The sequence below is a fragment of the Pseudomonas sp. B21-048 genome, assembly GCF_024748615.1.
In the GTDB taxonomy this organism is placed as follows: domain Bacteria; phylum Pseudomonadota; class Gammaproteobacteria; order Pseudomonadales; family Pseudomonadaceae; genus Aquipseudomonas.
In genome coordinates this window covers 4,378,410-4,395,248 of sequence record NZ_CP087168.1, presented here as the reverse complement: position 1 = coordinate 4,395,248, position 16,839 = coordinate 4,378,410, and the positions used below count along the sequence as shown (strand labels likewise).

The 16,839-nt window shown below is 59.8% G+C and carries 13 protein-coding genes; 5 read left to right on the top strand and 8 right to left on the bottom strand.

All coding sequences use genetic code 11. The features are described from left to right. Positions 1–26: 26 nt before the first annotated feature. The 5 genes from colR (at position 27) to LOY56_RS20580 (ending at position 3,776) form a co-directional block, all read left to right on the top strand. On the top strand, positions 27–710 hold the full coding sequence (gene colR, locus LOY56_RS20600; protein WP_258616880.1) for a two-component system response regulator ColR: 684 nt from the start codon (positions 27–29) through the stop codon (positions 708–710). Further along, on the top strand, positions 700–1,980 hold the full coding sequence (locus LOY56_RS20595; RefSeq protein WP_258616879.1) for a HAMP domain-containing sensor histidine kinase: 1,281 nt from the start codon (positions 700–702) through the stop codon (positions 1,978–1,980). The genes colR and LOY56_RS20595 overlap by 11 nt, the downstream gene beginning before the upstream one ends. A gap of 179 nt (positions 1,981–2,159) precedes the next feature. Continuing rightward, complete coding sequence (locus tag LOY56_RS20590) at positions 2,160–2,828, top strand: class I SAM-dependent methyltransferase (RefSeq protein ID WP_258616877.1); 669 nt, start codon at positions 2,160–2,162, stop codon at positions 2,826–2,828. 4 nt (positions 2,829–2,832) lie between these two features. Next, on the top strand, positions 2,833–3,546 hold the full coding sequence (locus tag LOY56_RS20585; RefSeq protein WP_258616875.1) for a lipopolysaccharide kinase InaA family protein: 714 nt from the start codon (positions 2,833–2,835) through the stop codon (positions 3,544–3,546). A gap of 2 nt (positions 3,547–3,548) precedes the next feature. Continuing rightward, entirely contained in the window at positions 3,549–3,776 is a 228-nt protein-coding gene (locus tag LOY56_RS20580; protein ID WP_258616874.1) for a hypothetical protein, read from the top strand. A gap of 114 nt (positions 3,777–3,890) precedes the next feature. On the opposite strand, the gene LOY56_RS20575 is transcribed toward LOY56_RS20580, so the two are convergent. From LOY56_RS20575 to LOY56_RS20540, 8 genes are all read right to left on the bottom strand, one after another. Then, complete coding sequence (locus LOY56_RS20575) at positions 3,891–6,929, bottom strand: multidrug efflux RND transporter permease subunit (RefSeq protein ID WP_258616873.1); 3,039 nt, start codon at positions 6,927–6,929, stop codon at positions 3,891–3,893. Between the two features lie 13 nt (positions 6,930–6,942). Continuing rightward, positions 6,943–8,091: an efflux RND transporter periplasmic adaptor subunit gene (locus tag LOY56_RS20570; protein WP_258616872.1), complete on the bottom strand. Its 1,149-nt coding sequence runs from the start codon at positions 8,089–8,091 to the stop codon at positions 6,943–6,945. 205 nt (positions 8,092–8,296) lie between these two features. Continuing rightward, the gene (locus LOY56_RS20565) at positions 8,297–9,394 is read right to left on the bottom strand and encodes a DUF1513 domain-containing protein (protein WP_258616871.1); all 1,098 of its coding nucleotides are present in this window, start codon (positions 9,392–9,394) and stop codon (positions 8,297–8,299) included. Between the two features lie 14 nt (positions 9,395–9,408). Further along, positions 9,409–10,473 (bottom strand): imelysin family protein, encoded by a 1,065-nt coding sequence (locus LOY56_RS20560; RefSeq protein WP_258616869.1) that lies wholly within the window; start codon positions 10,471–10,473, stop codon positions 9,409–9,411. A 27-nt stretch (positions 10,474–10,500) separates the two neighbouring features. Next, the gene (locus LOY56_RS20555; protein WP_258616868.1) at positions 10,501–11,928 is read right to left on the bottom strand and encodes a di-heme oxidoredictase family protein; all 1,428 of its coding nucleotides are present in this window, start codon (positions 11,926–11,928) and stop codon (positions 10,501–10,503) included. A gap of 248 nt (positions 11,929–12,176) precedes the next feature. Next, a complete protein-coding gene (locus LOY56_RS20550; protein ID WP_258616865.1) occupies positions 12,177–13,520 on the bottom strand; it encodes an imelysin family protein in 1,344 nt (447 codons plus the stop codon). A gap of 223 nt (positions 13,521–13,743) precedes the next feature. Continuing rightward, positions 13,744–15,792 (bottom strand): bifunctional diguanylate cyclase/phosphodiesterase, encoded by a 2,049-nt coding sequence (locus LOY56_RS20545; protein ID WP_258616863.1) that lies wholly within the window; start codon positions 15,790–15,792, stop codon positions 13,744–13,746. Positions 15,793–16,192: 400 nt separating this feature from the next. After that, complete coding sequence (locus LOY56_RS20540; RefSeq protein WP_007898423.1) at positions 16,193–16,789, bottom strand: superoxide dismutase; 597 nt, start codon at positions 16,787–16,789, stop codon at positions 16,193–16,195. Positions 16,790–16,839: the final 50 nt, after the last annotated feature.

Here is a 16,839-nt window from a genome sequence, read left to right as displayed (position 1 = left end):
AGCCGTTGTGTACGGAGGAGGTGCCGATGCGAATTCTATTGGTTGAAGACAACCGCGATATCCTGGCCAATCTGGCCGATTATCTTGGGCTCAAAGGGTACACCGTGGATTGCGCGCAGGACGGTTTGTCGGGCCTGCACCTGGCGGCCACCGAGCATTACGATTTGATTGTGCTCGACATCATGCTGCCCGGCATCGACGGCTATACCCTGTGCAAACGTCTGCGCGAAGATGCTCGCCGCGATACGCCGGTGATCATGCTCACCGCCCGCGATCAACTGGACGACCGCCTGCAGGGCTTCAAGTCCGGCGCCGACGACTATCTGATCAAACCCTTTGCCCTGTCCGAACTGGCGGCACGCATCGAGGCGGTCATGCGCCGTGCCCAGGGTGGCGGTCGTCGTGCCCTGCAGGTCGGCGATCTGAGTTACGACCTCGATACGCTGGAAGTGACGCGCGAAGGCCGTTTGTTGAAACTCAACCCGGTGGGCCTGAAATTGCTGGCCGTGTTGATGCAGAGAAGCCCCCATGTATTACGCCGGGAAATTCTCGAAGAGGCCCTGTGGGGCGATGATTGCCCGGACAGCGACAGCCTGCGCAGCCACGTCCATCAACTGCGTCAGGTGATCGACAAGCCGTTCGACAAGCCCTTGCTGCACACGGTACACGGCGTCGGTTATCGCTTGGCCGAGGGCCGTGATGGAGTTTAAGCAGAGCCTTGCTCAACGGATCATCATCGCCTTTGCGTTGATGAGCGCACTGGTGGCGGGAGCCTTTGCCATCGGCATTATAGCGACCGTGCATCTGGTGGAAGAGAAACTGATTTCGGCAGGTTTAGGCGGCGATTTGCAACGTCTGTTGTTGATGGATAGCGTCTCGGACTGGAGCCACCGCCCCGAGCCAGACCAGTTGTTCTATTTTAGCGGCGGGCCGGGCGACTTCGAGTTGCCCAAGGATCTGCGGCACCTGGATTCGGGCTTTCATGAAGTTTTTCGCGAGCAGCTGTCGTATCACGCGATGGTCGAAGTCGTCGACGGTCGGCGTTACGTGCTGTTGCAGGACCAGAGCGATTTCGAAGAGCGTGAACGGGTGCTGTTTGCTGTAGTACTGGTGGGCTTCGTGCTGAGTCTGACGCTGGCGGTGTTTCTCGGCTGGGTGCTGGCGCGCAAGGTGATGGCACCGGTGGTGCGCCTGGCCCGTCAGGTGCGTCATCGGGATCAGTTGTTGGGCCTGGCACCGCCACTGGCGCCGGATTATGCCGCCGATGAAGTGGGCGAGCTGGCCGTGGCCTTCGACGCCACCCTGGGGCGCTTGCGTCAGGCATTGACCCGTGAGCGATTGTTCACCAGTGATGTCAGCCATGAGCTGCGCACACCGCTGATGGTGTTGGCCAGCTCCTGTGAATTGTTACTGGAAAACCCCGGTATCGATCAGCGCGGGCGTGCCCAGGTCGAGCGAATCGCCCGGGCGTGTGCGGAGATGCGCGAGCTGGTGCAAACCTTCCTGATGCTGGCTCGCGCTCAACATGAAGACGCCAGCATGGCCCCCCAGCAGACCCTGAGCCAGGTGGCCGACGGATTGCTCAGCCAATGGCGCGAGCCGATCGAGGCCAAGGGCCTGACGCTGAACGTTGAATCGGGCAATCCACCAGACACCCGCTATAACGTGACCCTTTTGCACGCCGTAATGGGCAACCTGTTGCGCAATGCGCTGCATTACACCGAACACGGGTTTATCCGCCTGACGCTGACAGAGACGGGGTTTGTGGTCGAAGACAGCGGCGTGGGCATTCCCGAGGAAAAACGCGAGGCGATGTTCGAGCCTTTCGTGCGCGGCAACGAGAAACGCGGCGAAGGCCTGGGGCTGGGGTTGTCGCTGGTGCAGCGGATCTGCGAGAACCAGGGCTGGAGCGTCAGCCTGACGAACATGGAACCCAATGGCTGCCGTTTTCAGGTGGAATTGAGTCCATCCCGGGGTTGATTTGACTGAAAAGCAAAAAAATCGTCTGATCGCGACCCTTAGGGCTCAATGAATTCGTCCATGTAAAACCTCGAAATAACTCCGGGTTTTACATGACGATTTTTTCACAAAGGCATGACCCGACGCTGACATTGCGCTACCTAATGTGGTTGTCATCAGACGTTCAGGAGACTGCAGTCATGGCGGGTCCGATCAAACTCGATTTTTCCGAAAAGTACGACGATCAACATGCCCAGAAATATTTGCGCAAACATCAGGCAAGTATCGGCCGTCGACTGTCCCACTGGCGTGACGAGCAACTGGCACGCAAAGCGCTGACGCTGGCCGGTGATCCTGGACTGGTCCTCGATTTGCCTTGCGGCGCGGGGCGTTTCTGGCCACTACTGGCGGAAAAACACAACCGTGTCATCATTGGGGCCGACAACTCGGAGTCCATGTTGAAGACTGCCATGCAGGCACAACCGGCCGACGTGGTAAAACGGGTACAACCCTTGCACACTTCTGCATTCGACATTGCCTTGCCCGATAACGCCGTCGATAGCATTTTCTGCATGCGCTTGCTTCATCACATTGGTGAAGCCGAGCATCGACTGGCCATTCTGCGCGAATTTGAACGCGTTACCCGCGACAGCGTGATTGTTTCGTTGTGGGTGGACGGCAATTTCAAGGCCTGGAAACGCAAGCGCGCCGAGAAAAAGCGTGGGCAGGAGGGTTATCAGAATCGATTTGTGTTACCGGCTGCCACGGTTGAAAAAGAATTCGAGCAGGCGGGTTTCCATGTCCAGGAACAACTGGACTTTTTACCGCTCTACGCCATGTGGCGGGTCTACGTATTACGCAAGAGGTAACAGGATGGCAGTGCAAGGTGCAGCAGAAATGGAAGTCGCTCCCCAAGATCGCTTCGACCACTTCTGGAACCTGCGCGGTGAATGGGTAGAAGAGCCCAACGTCCGTCGCGGTGGAGAAAGTGGTGTGCAGCGCGTCATGGGCAGCGATGGACAGCTGCTCTATGCCAAGCGCCAAACCGGGCACATCTATCGCAGCGGGTTACACCCGTTCGGCCGGCCGACTGTATTGCGCGAGCGCGATGCGCTGATTGGCCTGCGTCTGCTCGATGTGCGTGTCCCGGAAATCGTTTTCTGCGGTGCACAGCGCGATCCCGTGCATAAATGGCGCGCATTGCTGGTGACCAAGTCCCTGGATGGCTTTGAGGAAATCGAACACTGGTACGCCGGTGGTGGTCGCGAGCGCTACGGTGAGGCGGTGCATGATCGCGTGTTGAAGGACCTGGCCGATAACCTGACCCGTATGCACAAAGGCCGCTGGCAACACAGTTGCATCTACATCAAGCACGTATTCGTGCGGGTCACTGGCGAAGGCGAGTCAGCCAAGGTCGAAATTGCCTTGATCGATCTGGAAAAATGTCGGCGGCGTTGGACCGCCCGTCAAGCGGCGGCCCATGACCTGAAACAACTGCGTCGCCACTCGTCGTTCAGCGATACGGACTGGAAAAAACTCGTCTACTTTTATGAGACGGCGTTTGGCAGCGCTATCAAAGGCTTATGACAATGAAACTCGAAATTGCACGAGGTGTGTTTTTAGCCGGAGCCTTGGCAGTTGCTTCATTGGCGGTGGCGGCCTGGGAGCAGCCCCGCACACAAGTCCTCAGCTCCGAGCACGGTGACGCGCATTGTCTGTTGCCCCGGGTTGCCAAGGCACCCGTGGGCACTCAACCCGATCATGACTTGTTACTGTTCATGTTCGGACTTTCTCAGGGACTGAGGCCACAGAGTTGAACAGATTGAAGCCCAAATAAAAGGCCTCGCAGATGCGAGGCCTTTTTTGTGTCGATCGTTCCCACGCAGAGCGTGGGAACGATCATTCAAGGCTACATAGAATTTCCCACAGGTTTATGGGTGTTTTACCGGTTTGTCGGGTTTAGCCAGCAACGTGTAGATGCACGGCAACACGAACAAGGTGAACAGCGTCCCGATCGACATTCCCGTCGCGATCACCGTGCCGATATCGAACCGGCTGACGGCACCCGCGCCGGTGGCGATGATCAACGGCACCATGCCGAACACCATCGCCGCCGTGGTCATCAATACCGGACGCAGGCGAATGGCTGCTGCTTCCTCTACCGCTTCGCGAGGCGTCAGCCCCTTCTCCTTGCGTAACTGGTTGGCGAACTGGACGATCAGAATCCCGTGCTTGCTGATCAGTCCGATCAACGTCACCAATCCCACCTGGGTATAGATGTTCATGCTCGACCAGCCGAGGAACAACGGGATTAACGCGCCACAGATCGACAGCGGCACGGTCACCAGAATCACCAGCGGATCGCGGAAACTTTCGAACTGGGCCGCCAGCACCAGGAAGATGATCGCCAACGCCAGGGCAAAGGTGACCCACAGCGCGCTGCCTTCCTGAACGTATTGCCGTGACGCACCGGCAAAGTCGACGGCGAATCCCGCCGGCGCTTCTTCACGAGCGATCTGGCGCACGGTGTCGATGGCTTCACCCATGCTGACCAGCGGGACCCCGGAAAGAATGGCCGAATTGAGTTGCTGGAACTGGTTCAACTGGCGCGGCCGCGCCCGGTCGGTCACGGTGATCAGGGTCGACAGGGGCAGCAATTCGCCCTTGGTGTTCTTGACGTAATAATGGTTCAGCCAGTCGGGGTTATCCCGGAAGGGGCGTTCTACCTGCGCAATGACTTTGTAGCTGCGACCTTCGATGGTGAAACGGTTGATCTCCGCTTCACCCAGCAACGTCGCGAGGGTGCCGCCCAGGTCCTGCATCGACACACCCATCTGTGCGGCCTTGGCGCGATCGATATCCACCACGACTTCGGGTTTGTCGAAGGCCAGGTCGACGTCGACAAAGGCAAACTTGCCGGACTCCATCGCTCTTTTTTTCACCCGGTCCGTCACTTCCAGCAATGACTCATAGCTGTTGGCCGAGTTGATCACGAATTGAAACGGCAAGCCTTCACCAGTGCCCGGCAGGGAAGGCAGGTTGAAGCCGAAGATCTGCAAGCCCGGAATGCTCTCCAGTTTGCCCTGGACCTCGGGCAGGATCTGCATTTGGGTCCGGTCGCGTTCATTCCAGGGTTTGAGCAGGAAGCCGCCGATCCCCGATTGTACGCCATTGAAGCCGTTAATCTGGAACGAGGAGTAGTACTCGGGAAACTCCTTGAAAATCGCGAGGAACTCGTCGGTGTAGGTGTTCAGGTAGTCGAGGTTGGCCGGTTGCGGGGCATTGGCCATCATGAAGATGACGCCTTGGTCCTCGTCCGGCGCCAGTTCCGACTGGGTGAATTTGAGCAGCACCGGAATCAGGCAGAGCACGATTACCGCGAACACCAGCACCACCGGCCGGGTGTTGAGGGTGCCATGAAGCACACTCTGGTAACGGCGCTTGAGGCCTTCAAAGATCACGTCCAGGCGATGGGCCAGGCCGCTAGGGTTTTCATCATGGCGCAGCAGCAGGGCACACATCATCGGCGACAGTGTCAGGGCTACGACGCCGGAAATCACCACCGCCCCGGCCAGGGTCAGGGCGAATTCCTTGAACAGTGCCCCCGTCAGGCCGGTCAGGAATCCGATCGGCGCATAGACCGCCGCCAGGGTAATGGTCATCGACACCACCGGCATGGCGATTTCCGCCGCGCCTTCAAGCGCGGCATCCAGCGGCGTCTTGCCTTCTTCGATGTGCCGGTGAATGTTTTCCACCACCACGATGGCGTCGTCCACCACCAGCCCGATGGCCAATACCATCGCCAGCAAGGTCAGCAGATTGATCGAGTAGCCCATCATCTGCATGAAGAACATCACGCCGATCATCGACAGCGGAATGGTGACCACCGGGATCACCACCGAGCGCAGGGCGCCGAGGAACAGGAACACCACCACAATCACGATCAGCACCGCTTCGAACAGGGTTTTCACCACTTCGTCGATGGAGGCCTGAATGAACAGGGTGGCGTCGTAGGCGATTTCACCTTTCAGGTTCGGCGGCAGCTGAGCTTCCAGCTCCGGCATGATCTTGCGCACTTCCCTGATCACGTCCAGCGGGTTGGCGCCGGGCGTGGCCTTGATGCCGATGTACACCGAGGGCGTGCCGCCGAAGGAACTGACGGAGTTGTAGTTCTCCGCGCCCATCTCGACCCGCGCCACGTCCCGCAGCAGTACGCGACTGTCGCCCTCGACCTTGAGCGGAATCGTCCCAAAGGCTTCGGCGGATTTGAGCTCGGTGTTGGCGTTGATGCTGGTGACCACGTACTCGCCTTTCACTTCGCCGGCGGCGGAGAGGAAGTTGTACTGGCGCACGGCGTTGGTCACGTCGCTGGCGCTGAGGCCGAAACCGGCGAGTTTCACCGGGTCCAGCCATAGGCGCATGGCAAACACCTGGTTGCCGAGAATCTCGGCTTCGGCCATGCCCGGCAGGGTCGCCAGTTTCGGCTGGATAACCCGTGACAGGTAATCGGTGATCTGCGGATTGCTCAGCTCCTTGCTGAAGAAACTGATGTACATCAGCGCCGAAGCGTCGGCGGCTTCCTTGCTCAGCACCGGGTCTTCGGCGTCCTGGGGCAGCTGGTTTTTGACCTCGTTGGCCTTGGCCAGCAGCTCGGTGAACAGGCGGTCGCTGTTGGAACCGATGCGCGCGTAGATCGAGATCACCGAGAAGTTCTGGCGACTGACCGAGGTCATGTAGTCGATGCCCTCGGCGCTGGCCAGGCTCTGCTGCATCGGTTGGGTGATGTAACCCTGGATGGTTTCGGCGTTGGCCCCGGGGTAAGCGGTGGTCACCGTGATCAGGGCGTTTTCCATTTGCGGGTATTGGCGCAACGGCAACTTGCTCCAGGCCTGGAAGCCCAGCAGCACAATCAACAGGCTGACCACGGTGGCGAGCACTGGGCGGCGGATGAACGGGTCGGTAAAAGCCATGGGGATTCCTTGATCAGTCAGCGCGCGGCTGACTGCTCTTCTCGGCTAGGGTCTTGTCGTCGCTGATGGCAATGTGCGCGCCGTTGTCCAGTTTCAGCTGGCCGGCCGTCACCACTTTTTCGCCGTTCTGCACGCCTTTGATGATCATGACCATCCCCTCGCGGCGCTCGCCGGTTTCGATAAAGCGCCGTTCGGCGATCAGAATCGGCTCGCCCTTGTCGTCTTTTTCGAGGCTGCCGTCTTCGGCCTTTTTCTGCGCGACGACGTACAGCGAGTTGCCATAAAGGGTGTAGGTGATCGCGCTTTCCGGCACGACTATGCGTGGCTGCGGATCAGGCAATATCACCTGCAGACTGGCGAACATCCCCGGCAGCAGTTTGTCATCGGGGTTGGCCAGGGTTGCGCGTACCAGCACGTTGCGAGTGCTGCTCTCGACCTTCGGGTTGATCGCACTGATGGTCCCGGGGAAACTCTGTGTCGGGTAGGCCGAGACAATGATCTGTACCGGTTGGCCGAGGGCGATTTTCGGCACCGACTGTTCGGGCACAAAGAAGTCGACGTAGAGGCTGCTGATGTCTTGCAGGGTGGCGATCATCGTGCCGCTGGCCACGTAGTCGCCGACGTCTACCTGACGGATGCCGATGGTCCCGTTGAACGGGGCGAGGATGCGTTTTCTCTCCAGCGCCGCCTTCAGCTGATTGACCGTGGCCCGGCTCTTTTGCAACACCGCCGTGAGTCGGTCGAACTCGCCTTTGGAAATAGCCTGGCTGCCCACCAGTTGACTGCCGCGACCGTAATCCAGTTGTGCCAGTCCCAGGTCGGCTTGAGCGGTTGCCAGCAGGGCAGTTTCAACGGCGGTGTCGAGTTGCAGGATCGGCTGACCGGCCTTGACCTTCTGTCCCGACTCGAACTGCACTTCCTTGACGGTGCCGGCGGTCTCCAGGCTCAGGTCGACCCCTTGCAGCGCCGTGAGGGTGCCAACCGTGGGCAAACGGCTTTGCCACGGACGTTCGGTGGCGGTGGCCACGGCAACACTTATCGGCGGTTTCGGCGCGGAGAAGCCCTGCATCATCGTGTAGATGGAGAAGGCTTTGTAACCGGCCAGGACCAGCACGATTAGCAGAACAACACCCAACATGATCAGCATGCGGCGGCGCAGCATATTTCCATTTCCTTGGAGAAAAATCAGATGAGACAGGCGGGAACATTACTCCCACCGCGAGGGGGATTCCAACTGGCAGTTATTACAGAATGGCGCAAACCCTGCAGGAGCGAAGCTTGCTCGCGAAAGCGGTGTATCGGTCAGTACATTAGTTGGCTGACACACCGCTTTCACGAGCAAGCTTCGCTCCTACAAGGGGGATGAGTCAGATCAGATGGAGATGGTTGTCCCAGAGCCCCGCGGGCAATTCCAGAGGTTTTGCAACAAGGGGGGGCTGGCGGCAATCGTAGTATCGGCATCGTCCCTGGCCGGAGGTCACGACAAAACCATCGGCCACGGCTCCAACACCGGCGCAGTCGGGCAGCGGCGCGTCCAGGCGTACTTCACCGCTGTCCAGGTCCCAGATAAAAAAGCGGTTGCCCCGCGGTGCGGTCAGGGCGACCAGACGCAGTTCGCTGTGCACGGCGACGCTGGCGGTGTAATGCCCCATGACCTGCAACTGATGCTCGGGCACCGGGAACGCCACGAACGGTTGGCCGGGCCGCTTGATCGCCAGCAGCTCCGATGACTCGTGGGCAGCGCCCATGAACTGCTGGCCGGCGACGATGGTGCCGTCGCTGGCGACGCCCAAGTGCCGCACGCTGTTCATCTGCTGGGCCAGTGTTTCCTTGCTCAACAACGTGCCATCGCGCTGCATCAACACCAGGCTCGGCTCCATCGCGTTGAGGTTCATCTCGACCCGGCTTTCGGCCTCGGTGCGAATGCCGCCGTTGGCGACAATCAGCGTCTCGCCATCGGGCATCCACGACACCTGATGCGGGCCGACACCGTGGGTGGAAAGCTCGCCGCTGTGCACCAGCCGCTCACCTTCGAACTTATACACACCGAGCAGGCCACGGCCCGGGTCGGAGGTGTCGTTCTCGGTGGCGTATAACCAGTCGCCGCTCTGGTGAATCACTGCGTGACCGTAGAAGTGCCGGTTCGGTTGCGAGACCACGGTTTGCAGCAGCGTGCCGTCGCGCAGGTCGATCAGGTAGCTTTCGGTGCCCGGACGCCGGGCGACGAATAGCGCTATCGGCAGCGTCGGGTGGTTGATGATGTCATGGCAACGCTGGCCGACCTGGGTGGCAAACACCCGGGTGCCATCCAGCCGATAACCGACGGCGTAGTGCTTGCCGTCACCATCGTCGCGTGCCGAGAGCAGCAGCGGGCTTTTGTCTTTTTGCTTGAACAGCGTCCAGCCGCCCAGTGTCACCGCACCCAGCAGCAAACTCCCTAACGTCAGAGCCTGGCGTCGCAGCATGGCACTTGCCCTCATCAGTCACCGTCGTTGGCGTTGAAGCCCAGTTGGATGCCCAGTGCCTTGGCCAGCTCGCCTTCGTGCAGGCGATGGACAACGTTGAGGCTTTCATAGATAGCGTTGAGCTGCTGGCGACCGGCATCGTCAGTGAGCATGTCGGTCAGCGAGCGCTGGTTGCTGGCGAGCAGTTTCAGGGACGCTGCGTAGGCTGCGTCGATCTTGTCAGCCAAGGGTTTCTGCTCGCTCGGCAACAGACCGCGCAGGCCTTTGTTGTCGACACCCACCCAGACGGTTTGCGCCGCGCTCAGGCTCGTTTGCAGGCCTTGCAGCGAAGATTGGCTGCGCCAGGCATCCGCCTGGAACGGCTGTGGCGTGCCCTTGCTCTGGCGACCCATCGGCGTGCCGAGTTTTTTCTTCAGGGTGTCCAGTGCGGTCACTTGCACGCGCAGCAGATCGGCGATGGCTTCGTGGGAGTCGGCGTAGCGCTGGTTCGGGAATTTGCTCAGCTGCGCGAGCATGCCGTCATTGGTGTTCCAGCGCGACAGGATCTCTTCGGCCAGTTGCTTCTGGCGTTCGCCGATGGCGGTCAGCAGTGGGCAGTATTTGGCTTTCTGCGCGCTGTCGACCATGTCGATCTTGCTGTCGAACAGGATGTACTCATACGCCGAGAGGCCTTGCACCACGACGCTGGATTTGGTCAGGGCGGCGGCATCGATCTGCGGTTGCGCGGTCACCAATTGCTCGACCTGACGACCGACGAGGTTTTTCTTGTCCGGCCAGAACTGCACCTGCCACGAACGGTTGCCTTCTGCCAGCGGCCCGATCAGCAGCGGTTGCAACTCGGCCCAGGCTTTCTGCGCGTGCAGGAAATCGGCGCGGGCGGTGTCCAGGGTTTCCTTGCCTTGGCAGAACGCCAAGGCGCTGACCGCCAATTGACGGTCGGCTTCGACCCAGCGGCTGTAGGTCGGCAGGATGACTTGCTTGGCGATGGCCGCCGACGTGACCGCTTGCGGATCCTGGGGCGAACAGGCGCCTAGGGCGAGGGCGGCAAGGCTGGTGAACAACAATTTGGGACGGAACATGTCGGGCTCCCACTGAAGGAATGCGTATTAAAGGGAATTCAAAAACGCCAGCAACGCCGCGCGCTGCTCGGCATTGAAAGACAAAACCTGTTGCTGCGCCGCCGTTGCCTCGCCGCCATGCCAGAGCACGGCCTCGAGCAGGTTACGGGCGCGGCCGTCATGCAAAAACTGGGTGTGGCCGCTGACCGCTTGTGTCAGGCCGATGCCCCATAACGGCGGCGTGCGCCAGTCGCGGCCGCTGGCCTGGAACTCGCTGCGGTTGTCGGCCAGGCCGTCGCCCATGTCGTGCAGCAGCAGGTCGCTGTAAGGGCGAATCACTTGATTGGCCAATTCAGGTTCCGCGGCGTTGGCGGCGGTGGTGTATTTCGGAGTGTGACAAGACTGGCATCCCGCCTGGAAAAACAGATTCTTGCCGGCCAACACCTCAGGCGCGCTGACATCGCGACGGGCCGGCACCGCCAGGTTACGGCTGTAGAACAGCACCAGACGCAGGATGTTATCGCTGACTTCCGGCTCACCATCCGGGCCATTGCCGTTGGGTGCCTGCTGGCAAGCGGTTTGCGCGTCGGTGCAGTCATCAACGGTTCTCAGGCTGGTCGTGAGGCCCATATCACCAGAGAACGCGTGAACGTTTTGTTGATTGAGGTTCGGTTGCCCGGCCTTCCAGCCAAATCGCCCGAGGACGGTTTTCTGCTGCGCGTCGTCCCAGACCCGGTTCGGCCGTCCGGCGATGCCGTTTTTCTCCCGGGACTGGGCTTCGGCATTAGCCAGAATGGCCTCGTCGGGGATTGCTTCAAGCAAGCCCAGGCCAATCATCGGCGGTGCGATGCGCGCCGAGAAACGCGTGTCGGGGTGCATCGGGCCATAGCCGAGTTGGGTGATCTGCAGGGTCGGCTTACGCAACTCTATTTCGCTGCCGTCCTTGAAACGCACCGGGACCGTTGTGTAATCGACGCGCACCTTGCCTTCCGGGATAACGCCGGGCACCGACATGTCCTGCAACTGCCCACCGTAGACCGGCTCCGGCACCACGCCCAGTTGTTCGATGACCTTAGCGTAGGCCGGCGCATCAGGGATCGACAGACGCACCAGCATCGACACCGAATTCGGCGCATCGGGCGCGGGCGGATGACCGCGCCCGTCCTTGATGTGGCAGTTCTGGCAGGCGTTGGTATTGAACAGCGGGCCGAGGCCATCGCGGGCGGTGGTGGTCGACGGCGCAATCACCCAAGGGCTGCGAAAGAAACTGTTGCCGACACTGAAATCGACGCGCCGTGACGGCGGCAGATTGGCGGACGGCAGGGAGAATGCGTTCTGATCGCTCTTGCGCACCGTCGCACTGCCGCCGGAGCGGGCTTCACCGGGTTCGGCCTGGGTAAAACGCGGGGCGTCATCGCAGGCACTCAGGCCCAGGGCCAGCAACAGAGCGGACAAGCGAAGAGGCAGCGAGGGCATCGGACATCCTGCAAGGCGAGCAAAACAAGGGCGCAAAGTCTAACAGGGCAGGGGAGTTTGAATAAGAGGAATTATCGTTTGGTTGATTTGAGGCAACTGATCGTTCCCACGCTCTGCGTGGAAATGCAGCCCGTGACGCTCTGCGTCACATCAACAGCCGAACGCGGAGCGTCCGTTGAGGCATTCCCACGCAGAGCGTGGGAACGATCGGCGACCCAAGGTCGCCTCTTTCACTCAGTCAACGTTGATCAGAACTCGTGATCAGCGTTGTCCGGGTTCAGGTCGCTGATGCCCAGTTTGCCAGCGGCCGCTTCGATCGAACCGGTCTGCTTGACCAGCGAAGCGATGGCGTCGCGCACGATCTGGTTGCCGGCAGTGTTGCCCGCAGCGATCAGTTGGTCGTAGTGCTCACCCTTGTTGGCGTGATCGACCATGACCTGAAGCTTGGCTTCGGTGGCGGCCAGGTCGGCTTTCAGCGCGGTGTCGGCTGCCGGGTCGGCTTTGGCGACCAGCGACGACAGGCTGGCGCCGGTCATTTTGGTGCCGTCGACGCGGGTGTATTCGCCCAGGTAAACGTTACGCACGCCCTTGGCGTCGTAGAAGTGCGAGTTGTGGGTATTGTCGCTGAAGCAGTCCTGTTCGTCTTCAGGGGAGTTGGCTTCCAGGGAAACCTTCATGCGCTCGCCCGCCAATTCGCCCAAGGACAGGCTACCCATGCCGAACAGCATTTTGCGCAGGCCGGTTTCAGCCGGTTCCGCTTCCAGGGTGGCGCGGTAGTTGTCGGCCACGTTCGGCTTCCAGTTACCGACCATTTCTTGCAGGTCGTTGACCAGCAGTTGGGTCACGGATTTCAGGTAAGCGCGACGACGATCGTTGTGACCGCCGGTAGCGCCTTTGCCTTCCAGGAAATCGGTAGCCGGACGGTTGCCGGCGCCAGGGCCGGTGCCGTTCAGGTCCTGGCCCCAGAGCAGGAATTCGATGGCGTGGTAGCCGGTGGCGACGTTGGCTTCGGAACCGCCCAGCTCGTTCAGGCTGGCGAGTTTTTCCGGGGTGATATCTTTCACATCGACCTTGTCTTCGCCGACCTGAACTTTAGTGTTGGCGATGATGTTGGCGGTGGCGCCCGGGTTACCCAGTGCGTGTTCGTAGGATTTGTCGACGTAGTCGATCAAGCCTTCGTCCAGTGGCCAGGCGTTCACCTGGCCTTCCCAGTCGTCGATGATGGTGTTGCCGAAGCGGAACACTTCGCTCTGCAAGTAAGGCACGCGGGCCGCAACCCAGGCAGCCTTGGCGGCTTTCAGGGTGTCGGCGTTCGGCTTGGCGAGGAATGCGTCGACGGCGGTTTGCAGGGTTTTCGCGGTGGATTCGGCATCGCTGTAAACGGCAAAGACGATGTCGGCGTAGTGCGCGACCACAGCCTTGGCGGCGGCTTCATCGACTTTGCCGGTAGCGGCAGGCGCAGCCGGGGCAGCGGTGCTAGCAGCCGGGGTCGGCGCTTGTGGAGCGGCAGCCTTGTCTTTGCCTTCGCCGCAACCGGCGAGGGAAATAGCGATGGCCAGCAGACTGGCGGTGGCCAGAGGCATACGAATCATGGCGAACATCCTGCTTCGGTGATTGATGGACGCGCGTGGAGGGCGCGCAAAACTGCGACATAATGCAAATCTTTCGCATTATGTGTAAAGGGTTGTGCTTGTAAATATTTCTTATTCGCGCGGCTGAATGCCAGGCACATGATTTATAGCAGCTGACGCAACCCTGTGGGGAGGGAGCAAGCTCTCTCGCTACAGGGCTTCGCCAGCGCCTTCAAAGGCTGTTTCAGTGGATGACCGCGTTACTGCGCTGAGCCTGTTTCAGATACGCGCTCAATTCCCGCGCCGGCAGTGGTTTGCTGTAGTGATAGCCCTGACCTTCGTGGCAGCCTTCGGAAATGATGTAGGCCTCTTGCTCGGCGGTTTCCACACCTTCGGCAATCACTTGCATGCCCAGGCTCTTGCCCAGCTGGATGATGGCGCGAACGATGGTCGCATCGTCATCGTCATCGAGCAGGTCCTGAACAAAACTCTTGTCGATCTTGATCTTGTCCAGCGGCAGGCTTTTCAGATAACTCAGTGATGAATAACCGGTGCCGAAATCATCGATGGCGATCAGCGCGCCGGAGCGACGCAGGCTCAGCAGATGCTGGGCGGCGGTGCTGATGTCTTCCATCAGGCCGGTTTCGGTGACTTCCAGTTCCAGGCTGCGCGGTGGCAGGCGATACATCTGCAGCAGGTTATTGACCACCCGTGGCAACTCGGCATGGTGCAATTGCACGGTGGACAGGTTCACCGCCATGCGCAGGTCGAAACCCTGGTCGTGCCATTCGCGCAGTTGTTTGCAGGCCTGATCCAGCACCCATTCGCCGATGGCGATGATGGTGCCGTTCTGCTCGGCCAGCGGGATAAACAGATCCGGCGGCACCAGCCCGTGTTCGGGATGCTGCCAGCGAATCAACGCCTCGACGCCCACCACGCGATGATCGCGGTAGCTGATCTGCGGTTGATACACGAGGTAGAACTGGTCGCGGATCAAGGCATCGCGCAGGTCTTTTTCCAACTCGCGGCGCCGCCGCATTTCCGTGTCGACGCTGGCGATATAGAACTGATAGCGGTTGCGCGAGCGAGTCTTGGCCAGGGTCATGGTCTGCTCGGCTTTTTGCAGCAACTTCTCGGTGCTGTCACCGTCTTCGGGGAACAGGGTGATGCCGATGGTGGCGCGCAGGCGGATTTCCTGATGGTCGAGGGCGAACGCCGCTTCCAGATCATCGAGAATGCTTTGGGCCAGTTCGGCCGCTTCATAGGGTTGTTCGATATCGGCCTGGACCAGTGCGAACTGGTCGCCACCCAAGCGGGCGAGGGCGCCGAGGCGACCGCTGTGAGCCCGTAGGCGATCGGCCAGGGCCAGCAACAACTGGTCGCCGGTCTGATAACTGAACTGTTCGTTGATGCCTTTGAAATCATCAAGCCCGACACACAGCACCGCGACCCGACGCTGCAATTTGCCGGCGTCGACGAGGATCTTGTCCAATTGTTGCTGAAATTGCTGGCGGTTCGGCAAACCGGTAAGGAAGTCGTACTGGGCCATGCGCAGCAAGCTGTTTTCCGCTTCGTGGCGTAGGTGCGTGTTGCGTTCGATCGATTCGAGCAACTGGTTGGCGGTGTTGATCCACACTCCCAGCTCGTTTTTCTCATGACCCTTGAGTGGCGGAATCTTGTGGGCGCTGGGCCGGTCCGGGTTGATTTCAGTCAGGTGTTCGATGATCCGCGACAGTGGTTTGGTCAGCAACCAGTGATAAACCAGATACAACACCAGAGCCATCGCCAGGGCGCGCAATACGCCAGAGATAAATATGATCACCGAGCTGACGATGAAGCCCTCACCGTAGGTCGCGGTATCGAGCGTGATGCTCAGGTCGCCGTAGTACTCGCTGTAAGGGCCGCGGCCCACCAGTTGAGTGGTGAAGGTGCGTTCCTTGTCGAGGATCAGGTCGGTCAGCCAGCGGCTGTTGGAATGCTTCAGCTCGCGAGATTTTTGCGCGAGCATGGCTTCGTGAGGGTGACCGATAGAGGCCATGCGCACGGCATCGTCCTGAAACAGGCCTTCGATCACCTGCATGCCCATTTCCCGGTCCAGGCTGTAGACAGCCTGGGTCGAAGGGTCGCGAAACATATCGAGGATGCGCTGGGCATCACTGGCCACGGCCTGGCGTGTTTTATAGGCATCGAAAACGATCTGCGCGCAGCTCAAGACCACGCCGACGACCAATGCCGACAGGAGCACGACCCGGAGCAACTTCACCGACAAGCTGTTCTTGAGTTCCAGCTTCAAAGGGTTATTCCTTGTTCCGTGCGGGTAGCATCAAGTTGCCATGAGTATTGGCAATCTCGCGGTATCAGTCAAAAAAGACAATCCACTCCAAGGGATTTTGCCAGTAGCTTGGCCGATATGCTGCTGTTTGGAATATTTATCCTATTAACACTGTGTCGGTTGCCGGGGCGCTCAACTTGAGGAGACCGGGACAATTTTTCCTTGTGCTTGATATTAGACTGCTGTGGTGTGGCGGCAAGAAGGCGAATGCCACTCGTGTTGTGGGAATGTTCCCGGAATGGGAGCCCCCCAATCCAACTATAAAATGGTATGGCCCGCGAAGACGGCTGTAGGAATGTACCCATTTCTCCAGCCCATAAAAAAACCCGGCAAAAGCCGGGTTTCTTGACTGGCGCGAAGCTTAAGCGGTGAAGGTTTTGCCTTCGAACTGCTCAGCCACGAACTTCCAGTTGACCAGGTTCCAGAACGCTTCGACGTACTTCGGACGCAGGTTGCGGTAGTCGATGTAGTAAGCGTGTTCCCAGACGTCGCAAGTCAGCAGCGGGGTGTCGCCGCTGGTCAGCGGGTTGCCGGCGCCGATGGTGCTGGCCAGGGCCAGGGAACCGTCAGCCTTTTTCACCAGCCAGCCCCAACCGGAACCGAAGGTGCCGATGGAGGTTTTGCTGAATTCTTCTTTGAACTTGTCGAACGAACCGAAGGCTGCGTTGATGGCATCAGCCAGCGCGCCGGTGGGTTGACCGCCGGCATTTGGCGCCAGGCAGTTCCAGTAGAACGTGTGGTTCCAGACCTGAGCGGCGTTGTTGAAGATACCGCCCGAGGAAGTCTTGACGATTTCTTCCAGGGTCTTGCCTTCGAACTCGGTGCCTGGCACCAGGTTGTTCAGGTTCACGACATAGGTGTTGTGGTGCTTGTCGTGGTGGTATTGCAGAGTTTCCTCTGAAATGTGCGGCTGCAGGGCATCGTGTGCGTAAGGCAGCGGCGGCAATTCGAAAGCCATGATGATTCTCCTAATCAGGTCAGTTGCGGTGAGCGCAAGGCCGATCACGG